This is a genomic window from Sorangium sp. So ce296, from assembly GCF_051529605.1.
Lineage (GTDB): Bacteria > Myxococcota_A > Polyangia > Polyangiales > Polyangiaceae > Sorangium > Sorangium cellulosum_D.
Genome location: NZ_CP150325.1, coordinates 4,923,922 through 4,946,630 on the forward strand (window position 1 = coordinate 4,923,922; position 22,709 = coordinate 4,946,630).

The window sequence follows — 22,709 nt, forward strand, 5'->3', positions numbered from 1 at the left end:
GGCGGCCGGCGGCGCGCGGGGGGCGAGGGCGCGCCTCGGCGCTGGTGGCGGGGGCGCCGCGATGGTAGCGCGGCCCCATGGCGAATGTCCGGACGCTGCTGTCCGCCGAGCAGATCGGCGCCCGCGTGCGCGACCTCGGCGCGCAGATCACCAAGGACTACGCGGAGCGGCGGCTCGTGCTCGTCTCCGTGCTCAAGGGGAGCTTCGTCTTCACCGCCGACCTCGCGCGCCACATCGACCTGCCGGTGCGCATCGAGTTCCTCGGCGTGCGCAGCTACGGCGAGGGCACGGACTCGACCGGCGTCGTCCAGATCACGCAGGACCTGACGCGGCCGATCGAGGGCGAGGACATCCTCCTCGTCGAGGACATCGTCGACACGGGCCTCACGATCTCGCACCTGCTCCAGCTCTTCCGCACGAGGATGCCGAGCAGCGTGAAGGTCTGCGCGCTCCTGCACAAGCCGGCCCGCGCGCGGGTCGAGGTGCCGATCGACTACCTGGGCTTCACGATCGAGGACAAGTTCGTCGTCGGCTACGGGCTCGACTGGGCCGAGCGCTATCGGAACCTGCCGTTCATCGGCGTTGTGGAGGCGACGTGAGCAAGCGGCTGCTGATGCTCGAGAAGATGACCCGGGAAGGGTCGAAGGACCCGTTCCACTGGTACGCGCTCGCGCTGGAGTACTCCGGGCAGGGCCGCCACGACGACGCGCTCGCCACGTTCACCGCGCTCCGGGCGATCGACCCGAGCTACGTGCCGATGTACCTCATGTGCGGGACGATGCTGGTGAAGGCCGGCCGCCTCGACGAGGGGCGCGCCTGGCTCAGCGACGGCATCGGGGCCGCGCGCAGCAAGGGAGATCAGCACGCGCTGAGCGAGCTCCAGCAGGCGCTCGCCGGGGCGGGCGACGGCGACGCGTGACGCGGTGAAGGCGCCGGGCCCGGCGCCGCGCCTCAGCCGCCCTCTCCCCCGCCCTCGCCGCGGATCCGGCGGAGGCGCTCGCCGATCGTCCGCTCGTAGCCGCGGTCCGTCGGCTCGTAGAACCGGGTTCCGACGAGCGGCTCGGGCAGGTAGGCCTCGCCCATCGCGACGCCGCCAGGCTCGTCGTGCGCGTAGCGGTAGCCCTCGCCGTAGCCCTCGTCGCGCATCAGCCGCGTGACGGCGTTGCGCAGCGTGAGCGGGACCGGCAGCGCGCCGTGCTCGCGCACGGCCGCCTGCGCCGAGTGCCAGGCCGATTTGCACGCGTTCGATTTCGGGGCCGTGGCGAGGTACAGCGCCGCCTGCGTGAGCGGGTAAAGCCCCTCCGGCATGCCCATGCGCCGGAACGCGGCGTCCGCCGCGACGGCGACCTCCAGGGCGCGCGGGTCGGCGTTTCCGATGTCCTCGGAGGCGAAGATCATCATCCGGCGCAGCAGGAAGAGCGGGTCGTCGCCGGCCTCGATCATGCGCATCAACCAGTAGACGGCGGCGTCGGGATCGGAGCCGCGCATCGACTTGATGAAGGCGCTGATGACGTTGTAGTGCTCCTCGCCGGCCTTGTCGTAGAGCAGCGTCTTGTGCTCGCTCGCGCCGGCGATGAGCTCGCGCGTGATGGTGGTCGCGCCCGCGCGCGCGGCCTCGTCCGCGGCGATCTCCAGCGTGGTGAGCGCCCTGCGGGCGTCGCCCTGCGCGAGCGCCGCGATCGCCGCGAGCGCGTCGTCGTCGGCCGAGACCGCGCCGGAGAGCCCGGCCGGCGACTCGAGGGCGCGGCGCAGGAGCTCGACGAGCTCCGCGGCGTCGAGGCCCTGGAGGCGGAAGACCTTGCACCGGGACAGGAGCGGCGCGTTCACCGCGAACGACGGGTTCTCGGTGGTCGCCCCGATGAGGGTGATCGTCCCGTCCTCGACGTGCGGGAGGAACGCGTCCTGCTGGGCCTTGTTGAAGCGGTGGATCTCGTCGACGAACAGGATGGTGCGCTTGCCCTCGTACGAGCGCGCGGCGCGCGCCTGGGCGAGGATCTCGCGGAGCTCCGGCACGCCGCCGAGCACGGCGTTGAAGGGGACGAAGCGGGCGTTGGTCGTGTGCGCGACGACGCGCGCCAGCGTCGTCTTGCCGGCGCCCGGCGGGCCCCAGAGGATCATCGAGGGGATCCGGTCGGCCGCGATGGCGCGCGCGAGCAGCTTGCCCTCGCCGAGGAGGTGGCCCTGGCCGATCATGTCCGCGAGCGAGCGCGGGCGCATGCGCTCGGCGAGGGGCACCGCGGCCCGGAGCTCCGGCTCGCGCTGCCGGGCGGCGTCGAAGAGGGTCGGCTCGTCGCCCGCGGGCCGCCGCCGCGCGCCGCCGCCGCCGCGCGCGGCGCTCATTCGAAGACCGACCTCGCGCCGGCGGGGCGCTCCGAGAGCAGGACCTCCACGGCGCGGCGCGCGATCGCCGGATCGCGCCCGACCCACCGCACGGTGCCCGCGCCGTCGACGACGAACGTGAGGGGGACCTGCGCGACGCCGTAGGTCCCGGTGAGCCGCTGGCCGAGATCCGCGACGATGGGGAACGTCGCGCCGAGCTCGTACGCGGCGGCCTCGGCGGCGGCCTCCGAGTCGTCGACGTTCACGCCGATCACGGCCACCCCGTCCGCCTTGCGGTCGCGCCAGAGCTCGTCGAGCGCCGGCAGGGTCCGGCTGCACGACGCGCACCAGGACGCCCAGAAGTCGATCACGGTGACCCGCGTCCTCCGGGTGCCGGGCACGCCCACGGTGACCGCCGCCGTCGACTCCGCGTGGAACTCCGGCGCGGAGCTGCCCACGAGCGGGTGGCGCACCGAGGCGGGCATCGCGCCCGGCCCGCACCCGAGCGCGAGCGTCGCGCAGGCCGCGGCGCTCGCGAGGGCGCCGGCGCGGCCAGCCGAGCCGAGGCGCGCCAGGGCGGAGCGCGCGGACGCCGCGAGCGTCGCGCGGACGCCGCCGACGACGCTGACCGAGGAGGGCTTGTTCGCCGCCTTCGCCTGGAGCACGCGGGGAGTTTAACGTCCCGGCGCGCCATGTCCGAGGGGCGCAGGGCGAAAAAGAGCGCGCGGTGGGCGGAAGGAGCGGCCGCTGCGGTCGGCGCGGAGACCGGCTCGATGGATCGCGGCCGCGCCGGAGGGACCGGGAGCGCGCCGCGCGCGAGGCGCCGGCGTTACCCGCGGGCCCCGAAGATGGCGGTGCCGACGCGGACGAGCGTGGCGCCTTCGGCGACGGCTGCCTCGAAGTCGTGCGACATGCCCATCGAGAGCTCGGGCAGCACCTCGTGGCCACCGTGCGCGTCGCGCAGGGCGCGCAGCTGCGCGAAGAACGGGAGGACGTCGGCCGGGTCCTCGAGGAACGGCGCGATGGTCATGAGGCCGATGGGCCGGAGGTGCGCGCACCGGGCGACGGCGGCGACGAGCGGCGCCAGGTCGCCGGGCGCGCAGCCGCCCTTCGAGGCCTCGCCGCCGACGTTCACCTCGAGCAGGACGTCGAGCGTGCGGCCGAGCGCGGCGGCGCGCCGGTCGAGCTCCACGGCGAGCTCGTCGCGATCCACGGAGTGCACGACCTGCGCGACGCGCGCGACGACCTTCGCCTTGTTTCGCTGGAGCTGGCCGATGGCGTGCCACACGATCCCGTCGAGGTCGGCGAGCGCCTCGGCCTTCTCGACCAGCTCCTGCGCGTAGTTCTCCCCGAAATCGCGCTGCCCGGCCGCGTAGGCGGCGCGGATGGCCTCCGCGGGCTTGCCCTTGGACACGGCGATGAGCCGGACCTCACCGGGCGCGCGTCCGGCGCGCGCCGTGGCGCTCGCGATCCGTCGCCGCACCTCTTCGAGCCGCGGCGCGATGTTCTCCAGGTCTTCAGAAATCACGCCGCACGATACCGCGAGCTGCCGCCTCGGACACGAGGGCGCGCCCCTGCGCCGGACGCGGCAGCGCGGGCCGCGGCGGAGGCCGGCGCGCCATGCCGGATCCCACCGCCCGAGCGGCGTGCCAGAGTGTGCCTGAGGACCGCGACGATCGCCGGTCAATCCCTGTGATTTCAGGGGTTTTCACGTGGCATGTGGATTGCCATACTTCCGCGTACCCGCCATGCGAAGCCTGCTGTTGCTTACCCTGCTCCTCGCGGTTGGATGCACGTTCAATCCGCAGCCTGAACCGCCGTTCCAGGACGAGGACCCCTCGCCGCCGGGGGCGACCGTCACCGGGGCCGGCAGCACGGGGGCAGGGGGCAACGGAGCTGGCGCTAGCGCTGGCTCTGGCGCTGGCGCTCCGGATCCGGCATCGGGCAGCGGAGGCGGGGGCGGCGCCGGCGAAGCGGGCAGCTCCACGAGCACGGGCAGCGGTGATGGCGGCGGTGGCGGCGCCGGCGGCGCTGGCGGCGAGGGCGGTGCCGGCGGCGCTGGCGGCGAGGGCGGCGAGGGTGGTGCTGGCGGCGCTGGCGGCGCTGGCGGCGCCGGGGGCGGTGACGGCGGCGCCGGTGGTGGCGCTGGCGGCCAGGGCGGCGAGACCTGCGGCGACGGGGGCGCTGGAGGTGTGGACTGCGGCTGAGCAAGCGCGCAGCCCGACCTTGACGGCGGCGCCCGCTCCGCGCAGACGCGAGCGGAAGCAGACGGCTCATCGCGCTCGACACCGCGCTCCCGCGGACGAGAGGGCGCTGCGCAAGCGGCAGGGGATTGCGCAGGGTGCTATTGAGGGGAGAGCTTATGCGCAAGCTTGTCGTCCTTCTGATGGGGCTGGTGCTCGCGGGTTGTGGCTTCAACCCACAACCCGAGCCGCCTCTCTCGGGTATCGGGTGCGCGGACTGCGAAGGCGCCAGCGAGACCGGGCCCGGAGGGGGAAGCGACACGGGTGGAACCGATGGGGATGACGGCAGGGGCGGCAGCGGCCTCACCCCCGGTGGGGTCGGCTCGGGCAACGCTGCCGCGACCGGCGCTGGCAGCACCGGTGGGACCGGGACCGGTGGCGCGACCGGCGCGGATAACCCTGTCGGCGCCGGTGGTGCAGGCGGCGCGAGCGGCGAAGCTGGCGCGGGCGGCACGGGCGGCACCGGTGGCGAAGGCGGCGCGGGCGGCACCGGTGGCGAAGGCGGCACGGGCGGCACCGGTGGCGAAGGCGGCACGGGCGGCGCGGGCGGCGAGGCTGGCGCGGGCGGCACCGGCGGCGCGCTCGGCCAGGGCGGCGGGTGAGGCGACCGATGGGCCAGGCGCCCTCATGCCGAGCGCTCGATGCCGCCTCGTAACCCGACGGCGGCGCTGATCTCCCGGGTACGGCCGGGAGACGTTTCCTGAACGCCTTCGCCCTGCGACGCCTCGGTCGCGCGGCTCAGATCCCGGGTCGGCGCGGCCGCGTGTACTCGTCGAGCATGTTCGCGACGAGCTCGGCGAGCAGGCTGTCCGCCACGCGAAGGCGGCGCGACATCTCGCGGGCGATGTTCAGCACGAGGAGGGTGTACGACTTGAGGTCGCGCCGGTAGAGCGCGTCGAGATCGTGGGCGGTGACGCGCATCAAGCGCGACGGGGCGATCGCTCGCACGGTCGCCGAGCGGGGCATCACGTCGAGGATCGACATCTCGCCGAACCAGTCGCTCGGCCCCAGGACCGCGACCCTCGCCTCGACGTCGCGCTTCGAGCGCTTGAGCACTTCCATCTCGCCCGCGAGCAGCACGAACATCTCGCGGCCGCTGTCGCCTTCGCGGAAGGCGACGGCCCCCGGCTGCAGCTCGAGCAGCTCCAGCGTGTCGGCGAGCCCCTGGAGGACGTGATCGCCCAGGCCGCCGAACAGGCCGATCTCGCGCAGCTGCGCGACCAGCTCACCGTCGCGGCTCACGGGGATGCACCGAGGGCGCCTGCGGCGACCATCACGTCGGCCGACCCGACAACGCCTGCCACCACCTCGCCAACGTATCCGCCTTCTCGCATCGCTCCACCTCGCGGCTCCGAGCCGATGTAGCTCGCACAGAGCGTACGCCGCAACATGAGGACGTCAACGCTCGCCCTCGCGGCGAGCGCGGGCCGTCCAGCCGGCGCTCTCGCTGCGGCCTCGTCGCCGCGCGATGCCCGCCCGGAGCGCCGTCGCCTCGTCGAGCCGCCTCGCGCCGCGCTCGTCGAGCCGCCTCGCGCCGCGCTCGTCGAGCCGCCGTCGCGCCGCGCTCGTCGAGCCGCCGTCGCGCCGCGCTCGTCGAGCCGCCGTCGCGCCGCGCTCCGCCCGGACGCTGCGCTGCCGCCGTGCGCGCCTGGCGCGAGCCGTATCAGAGATCCTTGGTGAACACGATCCGCGGGCGCCCAGGCCCGGCGTAGTCCTCGACCTCGGCCGCCGACCAGCCGACCGCCGCGTGGAAGCGCACGGAGCCCTCGTTGCCCAGGGTCGTGATCGCCTTGAGCTGCCGGCAGCCCTCGCGGCGGCAGTCCTCCTCGAACGCTGCATAGAGCATCCTGCCGACGCCGCGCCGGCGGTAGTCGGGATGAATGCCGACGAGGTGCACGTACCCGATCGCCGCGTCCGGGCACCTGAACCCGAGCAGGAAGCCGACGAGCAGCCCGCGATCCTCGACGACGCGGGCAAGCCGCCCGAGCTCGTAGAAGAAGATCGGATGCGCGAGCGCGCTGGTCGGGCCTGCCCACCACCGATCGATCTCGCCCACGATCCGGTCGTAGTCGGGCTTCGTCAGCGGCCGTGTCTCCATGCATCACCTCACTCGAACGGTTCGGGATCCTGCCTTCGGTCTGCAGCGCCGCCGCGCAGGGCACGGGCGCCTCGCGCAGACCTGCGCAGCCTAGCAGCCGCGCCGGCCTCCTCGTAAGCACGCTCGTCGGTGCCCCGCTAGCCGCCACGCGTCACGCCTGCTAGCGCTACCCTGTGCGTCACGACAAAATCATCGTCGCTCCGTCGATCCTGTCGGCTGACTTCGGTCGTCTCGCGGAGGAAGTGCGGGCCGCCGAGGCCGCCGGGGCCGACTGGATCCACGTCGACGTGATGGATGGCCGGTTTGTGCCAAACATTACGATCGGACCTCTGGTCGTTCGCGCGGTCCGCGCCGCGACGCGTCTTCCGCTCGACGTGCACCTGATGATCGTGGAGCCCGAGCGCTACGTGGACGAGTTCGCGGCCGCCGGCGCCGATCGGATCTCGGTCCACGTCGAGGCGTCGCCGCACCTGCACCGGACGATCCATCAGATCCGGGAGGCTGGCGCGCGCCCCGGCGTCGTGCTGAACCCTCACACCTCGGAAGAGTCGATCCGGCACGTGCTGCCCGATCTCGATCTGATTCTGGTGATGAGCGTCAACCCCGGGTTCGGCGGCCAGCGGTTCATCCCGGGATCGCTCTCCAAGCTGCGGAGCCTGCGCCAGGCGATCGACCAGGCGGGCCTCGACATCGCGCTCGAGGTCGACGGCGGCATCGCTCCGTCGACGTCCGGGCAGGTCGTCGCCGCCGGGGCGAGGGCGCTCGTCGCCGGCTCGGCCGTGTTCGGCGCCGCGGCGCCGGGCGAGGAGCTGTCGTTCGACGCGCGCGTGGCGCGATACGCCGAGGCGATCCGGGCGCTCCGCGCGCCCGCCGCGGAGCAGCTGTGACCCAGCCCGAAGTCCGAGCGGCGGCGGCGCGGGGGCTCGCGGCGGCGCGGGGGTCCGCGGCGGCGGCGCGGGGGCCCGCGGCGGCGGCGACGCTCCTCGGGGCGGCGCTCCTCGGGACGGCCGCGCTGGCTGGCTGCGCGCAGCCGGCTGCGCCTGCGGCGCGGCCGGGCGCGCAGACCTCGGACGCGGCGCGCCCTGCGCCGCCTGTCGCGCCTCCGCCGTCCGGGGGCGCAGATCCGGCCGGCGAGGGCGAGCTCGACGACGACGCGGCCCGGCTGACCCAGGACGAGGTCGCGCGCGTGCTCGCCCGCGTGGCGAAGGCGCGCGGCCTGCCGGTGCTCCGCGAGGTGCGGAGCCGCGTGCTCACGCGCGGCGAGATCCTGGCGCGGGTGCGCGCGCACGTGGAGCGCGAGATCCCCGAGGGCGTGCTGGATCACCAGCGCGAGGTGCTCGCGGCGCTCGAGCTCATCCCGGCCGACTACGACTTCACCGCCGGGATGTACCGCCTGCTCGAGGGCCGCATCGCGGGCTTCTACGAGCCAGAGGACGCGACGATGTACCTCGTCGACGATCTCAGCGAGACCGAGGCCGAGGAGACGCTGGCGCACGAGCTCGTCCACGCGCTCCAGGACCAGAGCTTCTCGCTCGGGAGGCTCCTGCGCTTCAAGGCGGGCGACAGCGATCGCCTCGCGGCCACGCACGCGCTCGTCGAGGGCGAGGCGATGAGCGCGATGTTCGATGTGCTGGTCGGCTCGGCGTTCCAGATGGACGAGTCGACGCTCCGGAAGCTCGTGGCGATGTCGACGGCGCTGTCGTCCGTGGGCGACACGCCGCTCGCGCTGCAGGAGTCGCTGGGCGCGCCTTACACGGACGGCTTCGCGTTCGTGCAGGCGCTGCGCCGGGACGGCGGCTGGGCCTCCGTGGACGCGATCTGGCGCGCGCTGCCGGAGACCACCGAGCAGCTGCTGCACCCGGAGAAGCTCGCCGCGCGCGAGCCCGCCGTCGAGGTGGCGGTGCCGACCGCCGCGGCGCTCGGTCCAGGGTTCCGCGTCGTCTTCGACGACGTGATGGGCGAGCAGGCGCTGCGCATCACGTTCGCGGCCTACGCGCACCGCGAGGCGGCCATCGGCGCGGCGGCCGGGTGGGGCGGGGACCGGTATGCGGTGGTGCAGCGGGACGATCCGCAGGACCCGACGCGCCGAGCGTTCGCGCTCGCGTGGCGGCTGCGGTTCGACCGCGCGGCCGACGCGGCGGAGGCGGGGAAGGTGCTCGAGCGCCGCTTCGGCAAGGCGTGCCAGCAGCGCGCGTCGCTCGGGCCGCTCGCGTGGACGGCGCGCGGGAGCGACGTGGCGATCGTCGCCGGGCCGTACGAGCGGCGCGGGGGAGGGGAGGTCAGTGCGGCGGGGACCTGCGCGGGGGCGAAGGCGTGGCTGGCGGAGGTGATGAAGGGCGGGGTAGGCGGGGTAGGGGAGCAGGCGGGGGGCGCCACGGGTGGAGCGGCGACGGCGGAGCAGGGACGGAGGTAGGGGGAGCGCGTGAGGGGCGGGGAGGGGGAGGGGAGACGCCGATGTGGAGGTGGAGCTCTGCCGGATGCGCGCTGGTCGAGCTCAGGGGCGCCCACGGACAGGCGGCGGTGCGCCGTGAGGGCGGCGTTGACAGGCGGCGCGGGAACGGGCACAAAAGCAAGTCGTTCTGAGTATTTGGAGGAGTGGCCGAGCGGTCGAAGGCAGCGGTTTTGAAAACCGCCGTTGGGGCAACTCAACCAGGGGTTCGAATCCCTTCTCCTCCGCTGAAATCTGCTGTGAGTTCCGGCATTTACCGCGGTCGTGGGGTGGGACGGGAGGGGACAGCGGCGGACAGGACTGGACCCGAGATTTGGCAAACTTTTGGCAGGGTGCCCCCTTGTCCGGCGCCCGCTCCGGGACCGTTCCTGTGCCTGAGCCGCTCGAGTCGGACCCCCTGCGAGTTCGACGGCGAACGTACGCGGCGCTCCTGCCCATCGGTCCCCTCGCTTGCCGTACCAGTAACCCGTGCCCGATCGTAAGGGGACGTGTTCGGCGCTCCAGCCTCCCACCATGTTCGGCCGCTTCGTCCCCCCGGGAAAGCAGCGGCGTGGATGTTATCCCGCAGTCGGTGTGGCGCCCCCGGACTGAACTCCTGCAACCACCGCGGGAGGTTGGCGCGAAGCCCCTCCGGCGAGCTTGTGGAGGTCGCCTACGAGTACGAGACGGAGGACCTACGCCAGAGCAAGGTCATCGCCCGCGTGATCTCGGGCGCGAACGCGATGATTGGTCCTCCCCCGGTTCCGCGGACAGTCTCACTATGCCGCGCGCGCGGTCACGTAGGTCTTCAATTCGAACTCGATCGGGCTCATGTAGGCGAGCCGTGAGTGCCGTCGTTTCAGGTTGTAGAAGTTCTCGATGTAGTCTCCGATCGATGCGATGGCGGCCGCTCGCGTCGGGTAGCGCTCGTGCTCGACCAGCTCCGCCTTCAGCGTCGCGAAGAAGCTCTCGGCCACGGCGTTGTCCCAGCAGTCGCCGGCGCGGCTCATGCTCGGGATGAGCCCGTGGGCCCCGAGCACGAGCCGGTAGTCGTCGCTGGCGTAGGGGCTGCCACGATCCGAGTGGTGCACCAGCCCAGGCGCCGGCCGCCGCGTTCCCAAGGCGAACGCGAGCGCGGTGAGCGCCAGGGCGCGATCGTTGAACGCGCTCGCGGCCCAGCCGACCACGCGGCGCGAGAACAGGTCCAGGATCACGGCCAAGTACAGCCAGCCCTCGCCGGTGGGAATGTACGTCACGTCCGTCACCCAGACTTGGTTGGGCGCTCGAGCATCGAATTTCCGCTCGATCACATTCGGGGCGATCGGGCCGTTGTGCCGCGAGTCGGTGGTGCGGCGGAAGCGCCGCTTCCTCCGAGCCGCGAGCCTCTGAGCGCGCATCAGCCGCTCGACCCGTTTCTTGCCGACACGCATGCCGCGAGCACGCAGCTCCGCGTGGATGCGCGGACTGCCGTAGCGGCCACGGCTCTTGTGGTGCACGGCCCTGATCTGCACGCTCAGTTGAGCGTCGGACTTGGCCCGCGCGGACTCCGAGCGCTTGGCCCACGCGTAGTAGCCGCTGCGCGAGACCAGCAGCACCGCGCACAGCACCAGCACCGGGTAGTGCGCCTTCTCCGCGTCGATGAACTCGAACCTCACTCGTTTTCCTTCGCGAAGAAGGCCGCCGCTTTTTTTAAGATCTCGCGCTCCATCTCCAGCCGCTTCACGTCGCGGCGCAGCCGCTGCAGTTCCTCACGCTCCGGCGTCGTCAGCGCCCCCGGCGGGCCGTGGCCCGCGTCGGTGTCCGCGCGCTTGATCCAGTCGCGCAGCGCCGTCTCGGTCAGGTCGAGGTCCTTCGCCACCTGGCCGATGCTCCGGTCGCTCGCCTTCGCCAGCCGTACCGCCTCCGCCTTGAACTCGGGCGTGAACGCCCTCCTCTTTCTCCGTCCCATCCCTGCCTCCTGGTGCCGTCGGGGGTGTCGACGGAAGCGGGGGAGGACCACCCCTGCAGTTCCGTCGAGGCTCAGGCCTCGCAGCCAGTCTGTAAGAACGGATACCCGATGCACGGGCCGCCGTGGCGAGACCGCGCAGGGCTCTCGCGGCCAGGGCTGGTACGCTCGCACGAGCTCCTCCACGATCGGTTTGCAACCGGGCAGACGCCTTCGAGCGTTCCATTACACCTGCCGTCCCGTGAGGACAGGCTCGTGAACTCTTTGGGCGCCTGCGGTCACGCAGTTCCTCCGGCTGCCACAGGGCAACTCGGCCAGCTCAAGCATATCGAGCGCCTGGACCTGAGCTTCGATGCTCGGTCCGGAATGCTCGTATGCCAAGCTGAGCGCCTTCAGGTGCAGGATCTCGTGACGCGTGCTCGCGCGCTCGCGGTAACGTGCCACCTGAAGCCAGCAAATCGCGTGAAGTCACCTGCGCAACGCCTGCCGCGGGTCATCGGGGGAATCGGGCCGGTACCTGCTCGCCTCGATCGCCTGTGAGCCGCCGAGGAGCACGATCTACAGAGATCCTGGCGGTCCTCACAAGGCGCTCAACGGTCGTCCCAGCGGCTCGACGCCGCGGCCGGCCGCGCCGGCCTCGCGTGCACGGCAAGGTACTCGCCGGACCTGTCCGCTTGCCGGACACCTGTCCGTCGGCGTGCGCGGCGAGCGGGCGGTGCGCCTGTGTGGACAAAGCTGCGCTAGAACAAGTAAATGCCCGTCCTCGTATCACTGAACCTTCGGCCAGCATGACACGCGCGCGCGGCATGTGATTTACAAACGTGCGGCTTGAACACACCCCGGCACGATGAGGGCGGCACGTCAACGATCTGGAACTGGGCCAACGTGTGAATCCGCTGCTTGCTGGTTGTTTTTCGTGAGAGGGGGGCAACTTTGAAGTTTGTTCATTGTGCAGACGTTCACCTCGACAGCCCTCTGCGAGGGCTGAGCGCCTATGACGGCGCGCCGGTTGAATCGCTCCGCGGCGCCACGCGCAGAGGGTTTGAAAATCTGGTCAACCTGTGCATCGAGGAAGAAGCGGACTTCCTCGTCATCGCTGGCGACCTCTACGACGGCGAATGGCTCGATTTCAATACGGGGCTCTACTTCGCCAAGCAGATGGCGCGCCTCGGGCAGCGCGGCATCTCCGCGTACGTGGTACGCGGCAACCACGACGCAGAGAGCAAGATCACCCAGAGACTGTCTCCGCCCGATAACGTCCATATCTTCGGCTGGAAGAAGGCGGAGACGGTCACCATCGAGCGGCTCAAGGTAGCGCTGCACGGCCAGAGCTTCGCGAAGCGGGATACGCTCGAGAACCTCGCCGCGAGCTACCCGACGCCGAGAAAAGGCTGGTTCAATATAGGAGTGCTCCACACCGCGCTCGATGGACGCGAGGGACACTCGGGCTATGCGCCCTGCGCGCTCGATCACCTGCGCGCCCGCGGCTACGACTACTGGGCGCTCGGCCACGTTCACAAGCGCGAGGTGCTCTGCGAGGATCCGTGGGTGGTCTTCCCCGGCAACGTGCAGGGTCGCCATGTGCGCGAGTCGGGGGCCAAGGGGTGCACGGTCGTGAGCGTCGATGACGACCAGGTCATCACGGAGCACCGCGCGGTCGACGTGCTCCGCTGGGCCTGTGTGCTCGTCGACGCCTCCGGCGCGGGAACGCCGGAGGACGTGCTCGACCGCGTCCGTGACGCGATCCGTCGCGAGCGCGAGGAGGCCGATGGGCGCTTTCTCGCGGCCCGGATACGGATCGAGGGCCGCTGCGACGCACATGACGCCGTCCTGCGGCACCCGGACCTGTGGAAGCACCAGGTCCGCGCCGCCGGGGTCGAGGCGGGCCAGGACGACGTGTGGGTCGAGAAAGTGGAGACTGCTACCCAGCCGCTCCGCGACCTCGACCAAGTCCGAAGGCGTGACGACGCCATCGGCGAGCTGCTGCGCTCGGTCCGCGAGGTCGTTGAAGACCCGGGCGCAATCGGCGCGCTGGTCGAGGAGATCGACAAGCTCCTGAGCAAGCTGCCCCATGACGTGCGCGAGGCGATGGCGCTGTCCGACCTGCGCGACCCCGAGCAAGCCCGCATGCTGATCGACGACGCCGAGCAGCTGCTCCTCGCGCGCATCGATGCCTGGGGCGCGGCGCCGTGAGGCTCATCGAGCTCCACCTCAAGGCGTTCGGACCGTTCACCGAGCGGACGCTGACCTTCGGTGGCAAGACAGGCGTCGTGCACGTGGTGTACGGCCGGAACGAGGCCGGGAAGACCTCGACGCTTCGCGCGCTCGGCGATCTGCTCTTCGGGTTCCCACACCTCTCGCCGGCCGCGTTCCTGCACGACGAGCGGACGCTCCGCGTGGGGGCCGCCATCGAGAGCGACTCCGGCACCACGCTCCGTTTCCTCCGCCGCAAAGGACGCGTGAAGACGCTCCTCGACCCCGAGGAAGGTGTCCTCGACGACGGCGCCCTGAAGCCGTTCCTCGGAGCCCTGGAGCGCCCCTTCTTCGAGCGGATCTTCGGCCTCGATCACGAGCAGCTCCGCGAGGGAGGCGAAGCGCTGCTCAAGGACGGTGGGGACGCAGGGCTCGGCCTCTTCGAGGCGGGCGCGGGGCTCGCCGGCTTGCGCAAGGTGCTGGAGGAGATCGACGGCGACGCGGGCAAGCTGTTCCGCCCCCGAGGCCAGAACCAGCTCATCAACGAGGCGCTGAAGCGGCTCGCCGAGGTGCGCAAGGAGCTCAAGCTGCGCGCGCTCTCGGGCGACGAGTGGCGGACGGTCCGCGACGAGCTCACAGGTGTCCGGGTGCAGCTCGAGAACGTCAGCAAGCGCGTGCAGGAGCTCTGGGCGGAGCGGGAGAGGCTACACCGGATCCAGCGCAACCTGCTGCCGCTCTCGGAGCGGAGCACGCTGCTCGCGGAGCTTACGTCCCTCGCTCTCGTGCCCGATCTCCCCGACGACGCGCCGGCGCAGCGGCAAGAGGCGGAGTCGTCGCTCGGGGAGGCCAGACGGCGGCTCACCGGGGCCGAGGAGGAGATCGTGCGCCTCTCGGGGCAGCGCGACGCGATCACCCCACGCGAGGCCGTTCTGAGGCATGTTGACGCGATCGAGCGGCTCGCGCGCCAGCGGGGCGACATCGAGAGCAAGCTCGCCGATCTCCCGAAGCGCGAGGCCGAGCTGCGCCAGGTACGGACGGAGATCACACGCCTGCTCGCGCAGGCGGGCTTCAAGGCGAAGGACGCCGAGGTGCGCGAGATCCTGCCCCGGCGCCCCGAGGTCGCCGCCATTCGCGAGATGATCCGCGAGCAGCAGCGGCTCGGCGCAGAGCACGAGCAGGCCCGCAAGACGGTCGAGGGCTACGAGGTCGAGCTGCGCACGGCCGAGGGGGCCCTGGCGCGCTCGGTCGAGCCGAGGGACACGGCGCCGCTCGCCGCCGCCGTGAGTGAGGCGCTGAAGCTCGGAGATCCCGGCAAGGGCCTCCGTGCCGCGCAGACGGAGGCGGCGACCGCCAGCGAGGCGCTCGCGCAGGCGCTGCGCAAGCTGGCCTTCTGGACGTCCGGCGACGTGGAGCTCGAGGCGCTCCCGGTCCCTCCGGACGCGATCATCGACCGCTTCGCCAGCGCGTTCCGTGACGCGCATGAGCAGAAGATACGGGCGCGCGGCGCGCTCGACGATGCGCGCCGGGAGCTCGAGCGCGCCGAGGCCGAGCTGACCCGCTTCGATGCCGCCGGCGAGATCCCGACGGCGGAGGCCGTGCGCAGCGCCCGCCGGCGCCGCGACCGGGGCTTTCGACTCCTGCGCCGCGGGTTCATCGACGGCCGGGAGGACATCGTCGCGGAGGCTGCGGCCTTCGCGCCCGGCCTGCCGCTCGCCGACGCGTACGAGGACAGCGTCGCGGCCGCCGACGAGCTGGCCGATACGCTGCGCGCCGAGGCAGCGCGCGTGGAGCGCCATCGCTCGCTCGTCGCGGAGGTCGCGCGCCGGCGCGATCTGGTCGCAGCGCAGGAGGGCGAGCTCCGGGCGGTCGAGGCAAGCGCGACACGGACCGAGGAGGAATGGCGCGCGCTCTGGCCGTCGCTCGGCTTCGCGCCGCAACCGCCGGACGAGATGCTCAAATGGATCGCGCAACGCGCGCGAGTCCTCGAGCGCCGTGCCACCGCGCGCGCGCGACAGGACGCGCTCCGCGAGCTGGAGGAGGCACACTCGAGCGCACGGCGGTCGATCGGCCGAGCGCTCATGCTCGTCGGCGAGGAGGGCGCGGGCGGCGACGAGGACCTCGCCGCGCTTCTTGCGCGCGCGCAGCGCCTCGTCGAGCAGAGCGCTGCAGAGCGGAGCGAGCGAAAGTCGCTGCTCCAGACGATCGACAGCCTGCGCTCCAAGCGCGACGCCGCGCGGCAAAGCTATGCCTACAAGGAGGCGCAGCTCGAAGGGTGGCGCGAGCGCTGGGGCCTGTTTGCGAACAGGTTCGGACGCGGCGTCACCGTCATGCCCGCGGAGATGGAGGCGATCCTGGATCTCTGCGACGAGACAAGCCGCAAGCTCGATGACGCGGACACGCTCGAGCATCGCATCCGCCGTATCGGGGAGGACAGGATTGCGTTCGAGCGAGCCGTGGGCGCATGCGTCACGGCCGCCGCCCCCGAGATCACGGGGCTAGACGCCGTAGCCGCGGCCGATCGCCTCGCGAAGGTGCTCGCCTCGGCGCGGGGCGACGAGGAGCGGCGCGCGGGCCTGGAGGCCGAGATCGCACACCACGAGCGCATCGTCGACGAGTGCCGCGCGGCCATCGCGCGCCACACCGCCAAGCTCGAGGAGCTCTGCCGAAGCGCGTGCTGCTCCACGCTCGACGACCTCCGCGCGATCGAGCGCACGTGGCAGCAGCGGCGCGACGTGGAGCGCCGGCTTGGCAGCGTCGAGCGGCACCTCCTCGCCGGGGGCGGGGGGCGCTCGCTTCAAGATCTCGCCGCCGAGGCCGCGGGCACGAACGGCGACACGCTGCCTGGGCTGATCCAGGAGCGGGAGGAGGAGGCAAAGCAGCTCGACGCCGAGAAGACGGAGCTCGCGCGCAAGGAAGGTGAGCTGCGCACCCGGTTCGACGCGATGAGCGGCGGCGACCAGGCCGCGCTGGCCGCCCAGAGCGCCCAGGCCGAGATCACGAAGATCCACGAGGGGGCGGAGCAATGGATCCGGCTGACGCTCGCGAGCGCGCTGCTCCAGCGTGGGATCGAGCGCTATCGAGAGAAGAACCAGGGACCGATCCTCGGCCGTGCTAGCGCCCTCTTCGAGCGCCTGACGCTGAGCTCGTTCGCGCGCCTGGTCGTCGAGTTCGGGAAGGACGACGAGCCGGTCCTCCTCGGCGTTCGAGCGGATGGCAAGAGCGTGGGTGTCGAGGGAATGAGCGATGGCACTCGGGATCAGCTCTTCTTCGCGCTTCGGCTGGCCGTCGTCGAGCAGTATGTCAGCCGGAATGAGCGCCTCCCCTTCGTCGCGGACGACATCTTGATTCACTTCGACGACCCTCGATCCGAGGCAGCCCTCCGCATCCTCGGCGACCTCGCGGAACGCACGCAAGTGCTCTACTTCACCCACCACGAGCACATGGTCGAGACAGCGAGGCGGGCGCTCGGCTCCGAGCGGCTCGTCGTGCACACGCTTTGAGGCAGGCATGGCAATCCAAGAGCAGTCGACGGTCACTGTCGAGCTCGAGCATACCCGGACCTTGACGTTCGCCCTCGAGCAGGCGGGAGTGCCTGTCGTCTCTTCCGTGCAGATCCGGAACAGCGGCTCGGCGCCCCTCGAAGGTGCGGTGCTCACCATTGAGCTCGCCCCGGAGCTCGGCGTGCCGGTGCAGGTCCCAGTGCCGACTGTGCACGGCGGCGAGTCCATCGACCTCGGAATCGTGGATCTCCCCTTGCCACCGGAGCGACTGCGCGCCGTCACCGAAGCCGAACGTGCCCGGATCGCATGGAAGCTGGTCGCCGGGGGACAGGCTCTCGCTGGAGGCTCCGGCGCCATCGACGTACTCGCGTACAACGAGTGGCCCGGGCTGCGCGCGCCTCCGGCGCTGCTCGCGATGTTCGTCACGCCGAACCATCCAGTCGTCATGCTCCTGCTCCGCCAGGTTCGCGACCGACTCGGCCGGGCCACGGGCAACAACGCGCTCGACGGCTACCAGAGCCGCTCCACAGCCCGCGTCACGGCCATGGTCACCGCGCTCTACGAGACGCTCCAGAGCTTCGGCATCTCGTATGCCGAGATGCCAGCGAGCTTCGAGGAGGTGGGGCAGAAGGTCCGCTTCCCCGATCGCATCCTGGAGGACCAGCTCGCGAACTGCCTCGATATGACGCTGCTCGCCGTGGCGTGCCTCGAGCAGATGGGCCTCCGGCCGTTGATCGTCACCGTCCACGGTCACGCCTTCCCGGGCGTGTGGCTCGTGGATGACCGCTTCCCGGAATGCGTGGTGAACGACGCGGCCCGGCTGCGCACGACCGTGGCGCTCGAGCAGCTCCTCTTTTTCGACTCGAGCACCATCATCCACTCACCGGCACCCCGTTTCGAGCGCGCAAAGGCGGTCGCGATCGACTACCTGTCACGCGACGAGGAATTCGTCTTTGCCGTCGACGTCCGAGTCGCCCGCATGGATCGCTACCGGCCGCTCCCTCTCCGCGACCTCATGCGCACCGCCTCGGCGCAACCTGCCGTCGCGGCGGCCCCGGGTCGAGTTACCGAGGAAGCCCGGACCCTGCTGCTCGAGGCGGCGCAGATGCCGCTCGAGGAACCCGCACCTGTCGTTGCGCCGCGTCCAGCCGATCCCGTCAGCGCACGACTCAAGCAGTGGCGCGACCGCCTGCTCGATCTCTCGCTCCGCAACCGGCTCTTGAACTTCCGGGCCGATATCAAGGGATCGATCCCGCTCGAGGTTCCGGACGCGGCGGCCTTTGAGGACGCGCTGGCCGAAGAGAAGGCCTTCGACCTGTTCCCGCGGCCGTCCGACGGCCGGGACGCGCGCGACGCCAAGCTCGCCAAGGTGCGCTCCGACGACGCGGAGCTCCACGCGCGCCTGTGCGAGGACCTGAAGAAGGGCATCGTGCATAGCCCGCTGTCGGAGGTAGAGCTTCGGGCCCGGGCCGTTCACCTCGATCGCAGCGCGCGAACGGATCTGGAGGAGGGCGGCGCCAACACGCTTTACGCTGCGATCGGGTTCCTGCGCTGGTACGAGTCCGAATCCAGCGACAAGCCTCGCTTCGCGCCGCTCCTGCTCGTGCCGGTGGGGCTCGAATACCAGCGGACGACGAGGCGCCTCCGCCTGCGCGGCCTGCCGGAGGAGGCAGTACCGAACGTCACGCTCGCCGAGAAGCTACATCGTGATTTCGCCGTCGATCTCGGCGCTCTCGCGAACCTTGACGCGGATGAGCACGGGCGCGACGTCCCGGCGATGTTTCGCGCCGTGCGCCAGGCCATCCAGCGGATGCCGCGCTGGGAGGTGAGCGAGGAGGTCCACCTCGGGCTCTTCACGTTCACCAAATTCCTGATGTGGCGCGATCTGGGGGACAACGCCGCGGCGGTCCTGGAAAATCCCGTCGTGCGCCACATCGCTTCCGGCGCGCAGACGGCTTTCCCCAACGCCGCGCCCGCGATGGATCCGCGCGCGCTCGACGACGCCGTGCCGCCGGCGCGCCTGCCCGTCGTCGTGGACGCCGACTCGACGCAGATGGCCGCGATCACCTCGGCGCTCGCCGGGCGCTGCTTCGTGCTCCAGGGTCCGCCGGGGACCGGCAAGTCGCAGACGATCACCAACCTCATCGCCGCGGCGATGGCGGAGGGCCGCACCGTGCTCTTCGTCTCGGAGAAGATGGCCGCGCTCGACGTGGTGAAGCGGCGCCTCGATCAGGCGGGCCTCGGCGACTTCTGCCTCGAACTGCATAGCCACAAGGCGCAGAAGAAGCAGATCATCGAGTCGTTCGGGAAGAGCCTATCACGCGCTGCAATGACAGCGCCGTCGGCCTGGGAGCAGCGCTCGGCAGAGCTCGCGAAATTGCGAGCAGAGCTCAACGCCTACACGCGTGCGCTCCACGCGCCACGCCCGCTCGGACGCAGCTTCTACCAGGCGAGCGCGCGCCTCCTCGCCCTGGCCAGCGCGCCGAAGATCCCCGTCGCCTTCGCCAACATCATGTCCGCGACCGACGTACAGCTCCGTGGGCTGCTCGAAGCGGCGAACGCCTACGCGGTAGCATCCCGCGATGTGGACCCGATCACCGCGCATCCGTACCGGGACGCACGGCTCATGGAATGGTCGGCGCAAGGCGAGCAGGCCCTACGCGCAGAGGTGGAAGGCGCGATCCGGGCCGTTGGGGCGGTTGACGCGACCGCGCGGCAGCTTGCATCCCTCCTCGGCGTTCCCATGGCGGAGTCGCTCACCGGGATCGACGAGCTTGTGCAGCTCGGGGCCGCGGCCGCGAGCGGCCCTGTGCCCCCTTTGCTCATCGACGAAGCGGGCAGCGCAGATCTGCGTCGGCGGATGCAAGAGTGGATCGGGCGGACGCGGACGCTCGCGGAGTGGCGGTTGCGGCTCGGGAAGCGCTGGCAGGACTCCGTCTACCAGCTGGACCTCGCGGCTCTCGAGGCCCTGTTCAAGCGCTGGGCGCAGAGCTTCTTCCTGTTCGCGCTCCTGTTCCTGTGGGGCGCACGCTCGCGGCTCAAGCCGGTGGCGCGCGGCGTGCTGCCGCCCAATCAAGAGATCTCCAGCGATCTCGCCCTCGCGCGCGCTGCGCTGGGCAACGCGGAGCAGATCGAGCGCGACCGAGCGGGGCTGGTCCACGCCTTCGGCGGCTGCTGGACGGGGAACGACCACGATGATCCTGCCCCTGTGCTTGCGCGGGCCGATGCGTTCCGCACGGCGCTCCGCCGCTACCGTGCCTCCTCCTCGGCTCCGCTCGACCGGGTCGTCGCTCTCACCGACCCCGCGCTCTCCCCGGAGCGCCGCAACGTCGTTGCCGCGCAAGCCCAGGCCCTGTCCGGCGCGATCACCACGCTGCGCACGCACGTGCAGGCCGTAGTTGCGGGGATCGCCCCCTTCGGCGGTGTGTGGCCCGATGACACCCGCCCGGGCTACCTGCACATTGCGCACGAGCTCCTGTCTCGCTGGCATCAGGGTTTTGGCGCGTTCCGGTCTTTTTGTCTTTACCGGAAGCAGGCGGCGCAGTTCACGCAGTGGGGTGCCGGGCCCATCGTCGCGGCACACCAGGCCGGCACGCTCCGCTCGGGCGATGTGGTCGCGTGCACCGAGCGTTCGTTCTTGCAGGCCTGGGTGGACGCCGTACGCGACGCCGAGCCCGCGCTCCGGACATTCGACGGGCCGAACCGCCACCGACTGGTAGAGCGCTTCCGGGGCGCCGACGAGGAGCACATCCAGCTCGGCCGTCAGCGCGTCGCCGAGATCCTCCAGGCGCGGCTGCCGCAGGTGGACGGCGCTCTCTCGGAGGCGTCGGAGACGGGCAGGCTCCAGCGCGAGCTGCGCAAGAAGGCCCGACACCTGCCGATCCGGCGGCTTCTTGGCGAGATGCCGAACCTGTCGACGCGCCTCAAGCCCTGCTTTCTCATGAGCCCGCTTTCCGTGGCGCAGTACCTCCCGGCGGACGGGCGACGTTTCGATCTTGTGGTGTTCGACGAGGCGTCGCAGATCTGCACCCACGACGCGATCGGCGCCATCGCCAGGGGTAGGCAGGTGGTGATCGTGGGCGACTCGCGGCAGCTCCCGCCGACGAACTTCTTCCAGCGCGGGGTCGCCGACGACGCCCCGGTGGACGACAACGACGTCGAGGAGCTCGAGAGCATCCTCGACGAGGCCGTCGCCGCCGGATTGCCACAGCAGATGCTCGGCTGGCATTACCGCAGCCGGCATGAAGCGCTCATCGATTTCAGCAATCAGCACTACTACGAGGGGCACCTGAACGTGTTCCCGGCGGCGCACGGCCGCGTGCCCGAGCTCGGTGTCGAGTGGCACCCCGTACCCGGTGGTGTGTACGACAAGAGCAAGTCGCGTACGAACCGTGCGGAGGCCGAGGCGCTGGTCGCCAATCTCGTGAGCGCCCTCCGCGGCACGCCGCCGGGCGAGCGGAGCTTCGGGATCGTTACCTTCAGCCTGGCGCAACAGCTCCTCATCCAGGATCTGCTCGACGAGGCGCGCGGGAAAAGCGCGGACATCGAGGCGCACTTCGCGAGCAGCCTCACGGAGCCAGTCTTCATCAAGAACCTGGAGAACGTGCAGGGCGACGAGCGAGACGAGATCCTGTTCAGCGTAGGGTACGGCCCGGATGAGTCCGGGCGCGTCTGGATGAACTTTGGCCCCCTCAACCGCAGCGGCGGCGAGCGCCGTCTGAACGTCGCCATCACGCGCGCGCGGATGAAGCTGCGCGTGTTCTCCACGCTGACGCATGAGCAGATCGACCTCACGCGGACGAACGCGACCGGCGCGCGGCATCTGAAGGCATTTCTTCGCTATGTCGCGGAGCGCGGCAGCTCGACGCAGCAGCGCCCGGTGCTGCGCAGCGGCGACTTCGACAGCGACTTCGAGCGCGAGGTGTACGAAGCTCTGCTCGCCAAGGGGTATCGGGTGGACTGCCAGGTCGGGTGCGGCTCGTACCGCATCGATCTCGCGGTGGTGCATCCCGAGCGGCCGGGCGTCTACCTGCTGGGCATCGAGTGCGACGGTGCCAGCTACCATTCGGCGGCGACCGCACGCGATCGCGATCGGCTCCGGCAGCAAGTGCTGAAAGGGCTCGGATGGAAGCTGCATCGAGTCTGGTCTTCCGACTGGTGGTTCCAGCGCTCTCGCGAGCTCGAGCGGCTCGAAGAGGCGGTACGGCGCGCTCTGGAAGAAGGCAGCAGGGCGCCGGTCCCACGTCCACCGGTAGCCATTGCCGCAGCGCCTCTCCAGGAGGCGCGGACACCCACGCCGCCTGTTGCGAGCGTCAACACGAGTCCCAACCTGACACCGAAGCCTCCGCCGGTCACACCCTACGTGAAGGCGGAGCTCACGCCTGCTCCATTCGGTGTGGACGCGATCTATAGCGGAGCTGGAGCTCGGGAGCTGCGCGCGCGCCTACTCGGCATCCTCGCGGTTGAGGCGCCTATCCACCTCGACGAGCTCTCGCGGCGGATCGCTGCATGCTTCGGAGGCACACGGATCACCGATCGCCTGCGGAACCACCTTATCGAGCACATCCGTGGCACCCCGGGCATGGCTGTGATGCGGGGCGATTTCGTATGGCGCGCTGATCAGGCATACGACACGTGGTCCACGTTTCGAGGACCTGCGAGCACTGGAGAGCCGCGCCCTGCGGAGGTCGTGCCGCCCGAGGAGATCGCAGCAGCTGCCGCCTGGCTGCTCTCGCGTAGCCTCTCCACCACCCGTGACGACTTGATCCGGGAGACCGCGCGCCTGTTCGGAATTCAGCGAGCGGGGGCGAAGGTCAGCGAGCGGATCGCCGTTGGGATCGAGCTCCTGAGGCAGTCCGGGCGCTGCGCGATGGAGGGGGAGCGGATCGAGTGGCGAGGTCGCTGAGGACAAACGGTTCACGCAAATCTGGAGCAGATGCGCGACGCGAGAGTGTGCGATGAGCGCCCTCTGGCTCAAGTCATC

The 22,709-nt window shown here is 71.1% G+C and carries 15 protein-coding genes and 1 tRNA gene; 10 read left to right on the plus strand and 6 right to left on the minus strand.

What is annotated here, in order from left to right:
* Positions 1-77: 77 nt before the first annotated feature.
* Together hpt and WME98_RS18525 are read left to right on the plus strand one after the other, a co-directional pair.
* On the plus strand, positions 78-599 hold the full coding sequence (hpt, locus tag WME98_RS18520; protein ID WP_061622783.1) for a hypoxanthine phosphoribosyltransferase: 522 nt from the start codon (positions 78-80) through the stop codon (positions 597-599).
* On the plus strand, positions 596-919 hold the full coding sequence (locus tag WME98_RS18525) for a tetratricopeptide repeat protein (protein WP_437952486.1): 324 nt from the start codon (positions 596-598) through the stop codon (positions 917-919). Before hpt ends, WME98_RS18525 begins: the two co-directional genes overlap by 4 nt.
* 32 nt (positions 920-951) lie before the next feature.
* Here the strand turns inward: WME98_RS18525 and WME98_RS18530 are convergent, their stop codons facing one another.
* The 3 genes from WME98_RS18530 to WME98_RS18540 all read right to left on the minus strand — a co-directional run bounded on the left by WME98_RS18530 (position 952) and on the right by WME98_RS18540 (position 3,847).
* Positions 952-2,340 carry a replication-associated recombination protein A gene (locus WME98_RS18530; protein ID WP_437952487.1) on the minus strand — a complete coding sequence of 463 codons (1,389 nt, stop codon included), beginning with the start codon at positions 2,338-2,340 and terminating at the stop codon, positions 952-954.
* Positions 2,337-2,984 carry a TlpA family protein disulfide reductase gene (locus tag WME98_RS18535; protein ID WP_437334432.1) on the minus strand — a complete coding sequence of 216 codons (648 nt, stop codon included), beginning with the start codon at positions 2,982-2,984 and terminating at the stop codon, positions 2,337-2,339. The genes WME98_RS18530 and WME98_RS18535 overlap by 4 nt, the downstream gene beginning before the upstream one ends.
* A 164-nt stretch (positions 2,985-3,148) precedes the next feature.
* A complete protein-coding gene (locus WME98_RS18540) occupies positions 3,149-3,847 on the minus strand; it encodes a YggS family pyridoxal phosphate-dependent enzyme (RefSeq protein WP_437952488.1) in 699 nt (232 codons plus the stop codon).
* 220 nt (positions 3,848-4,067) lie between these two features.
* On the opposite strand from WME98_RS18540, the gene WME98_RS18545 reads away from it, so the two are divergent.
* Together WME98_RS18545 and WME98_RS18550 are read left to right on the plus strand one after the other, a co-directional pair.
* Positions 4,068-4,526 (plus strand): hypothetical protein, encoded by a 459-nt coding sequence (locus tag WME98_RS18545; protein ID WP_437952489.1) that lies wholly within the window; start codon positions 4,068-4,070, stop codon positions 4,524-4,526.
* A gap of 155 nt (positions 4,527-4,681) precedes the next feature.
* Complete coding sequence (locus tag WME98_RS18550; protein WP_437952490.1) at positions 4,682-5,164, plus strand: hypothetical protein; 483 nt, start codon at positions 4,682-4,684, stop codon at positions 5,162-5,164.
* Between the two features lie 136 nt (positions 5,165-5,300).
* On the opposite strand, the gene WME98_RS18555 is transcribed toward WME98_RS18550, so the two are convergent.
* Positions 5,301-5,804, minus strand: coding sequence for a cyclic nucleotide-binding domain-containing protein (locus tag WME98_RS18555; RefSeq protein WP_437937069.1), 504 nt, complete (start codon positions 5,802-5,804; stop codon positions 5,301-5,303).
* A gap of 421 nt (positions 5,805-6,225) precedes the next feature.
* On the minus strand, positions 6,226-6,660 hold the full coding sequence (locus tag WME98_RS18560; protein ID WP_020741352.1) for a GNAT family N-acetyltransferase: 435 nt from the start codon (positions 6,658-6,660) through the stop codon (positions 6,226-6,228).
* 173 nt (positions 6,661-6,833) lie between these two features.
* Between WME98_RS18560 and rpe the strand changes: the two genes are divergently transcribed.
* The 3 genes from rpe (at position 6,834) to WME98_RS18575 (ending at position 9,336) form a co-directional block, all read left to right on the plus strand.
* Positions 6,834-7,547, plus strand: a complete 714-nt coding sequence (rpe, locus tag WME98_RS18565) for a ribulose-phosphate 3-epimerase (protein ID WP_437952491.1) — start codon at positions 6,834-6,836, stop codon at positions 7,545-7,547.
* Positions 7,544-9,073, plus strand: coding sequence for a hypothetical protein (locus WME98_RS18570; protein WP_437952492.1), 1,530 nt, complete (start codon positions 7,544-7,546; stop codon positions 9,071-9,073). Before rpe ends, WME98_RS18570 begins: the two co-directional genes overlap by 4 nt.
* 176 nt (positions 9,074-9,249) lie before the next feature.
* Positions 9,250-9,336: transfer RNA gene (locus WME98_RS18575), tRNA-Ser, on the plus strand.
* Positions 9,337-9,867: 531 nt separating this feature from the next.
* Here WME98_RS18575 and WME98_RS18580 read toward each other — a convergent pair.
* Positions 9,868-11,036, minus strand: a protein-coding gene (locus tag WME98_RS18580; RefSeq protein ID WP_437950749.1) for an IS3 family transposase whose coding sequence is annotated in 2 segments (ribosomal slippage) — positions 9,868-10,784 and positions 10,784-11,036 — 1,170 coding nt in all. Because the reading frame shifts where the segments join, the coding sequence is not laid out codon by codon here.
* A gap of 897 nt (positions 11,037-11,933) precedes the next feature.
* Between WME98_RS18580 and WME98_RS18585 the strand changes: the two genes are divergently transcribed.
* The 3 genes from WME98_RS18585 to WME98_RS18595 are packed head-to-tail and all read left to right on the plus strand — an operon-like array spanning position 11,934 to position 22,631.
* The gene (locus tag WME98_RS18585) at positions 11,934-13,226 is read left to right on the plus strand and encodes a metallophosphoesterase family protein (protein WP_437952493.1); all 1,293 of its coding nucleotides are present in this window, start codon (positions 11,934-11,936) and stop codon (positions 13,224-13,226) included.
* Positions 13,223-16,726 carry an AAA family ATPase gene (locus WME98_RS18590; RefSeq protein ID WP_437952494.1) on the plus strand — a complete coding sequence of 1,168 codons (3,504 nt, stop codon included), beginning with the start codon at positions 13,223-13,225 and terminating at the stop codon, positions 16,724-16,726. The genes WME98_RS18585 and WME98_RS18590 overlap by 4 nt, the downstream gene beginning before the upstream one ends.
* 7 nt (positions 16,727-16,733) lie before the next feature.
* Positions 16,734-22,631, plus strand: a complete 5,898-nt coding sequence (locus WME98_RS18595; protein ID WP_437952495.1) for a DUF3320 domain-containing protein — start codon at positions 16,734-16,736, stop codon at positions 22,629-22,631.
* The last annotated feature ends 78 nt before the right edge of the window (positions 22,632-22,709 follow it).

What these genes read in the sequence shown, in the direction of transcription:
- WME98_RS18595 (WP_437952495.1), top strand. Translation starts at nt 16,734, where the DNA reads ATGGCAATCCAAGAGCAGTCGACGGTCACTGTCGAGCTCGAGCATACC.
- WME98_RS18545 (WP_437952489.1), top strand. Translation starts at nt 4,068, where the DNA reads ATGCGAAGCCTGCTGTTGCTTACCCTGCTCCTCGCGGTTGGATGCACG.
- WME98_RS18560 (WP_020741352.1), bottom strand. Translation starts at nt 6,660, where the DNA reads ATGGAGACACGGCCGCTGACGAAGCCCGACTACGACCGGATCGTGGGC.
- hpt (WP_061622783.1), top strand. Translation starts at nt 78, where the DNA reads ATGGCGAATGTCCGGACGCTGCTGTCCGCCGAGCAGATCGGCGCCCGC.
- WME98_RS18550 (WP_437952490.1), top strand. Translation starts at nt 4,682, where the DNA reads ATGCGCAAGCTTGTCGTCCTTCTGATGGGGCTGGTGCTCGCGGGTTGT.
- WME98_RS18530 (WP_437952487.1), bottom strand. Translation starts at nt 2,340, where the DNA reads ATGAGCGCCGCGCGCGGCGGCGGCGGCGCGCGGCGGCGGCCCGCGGGC.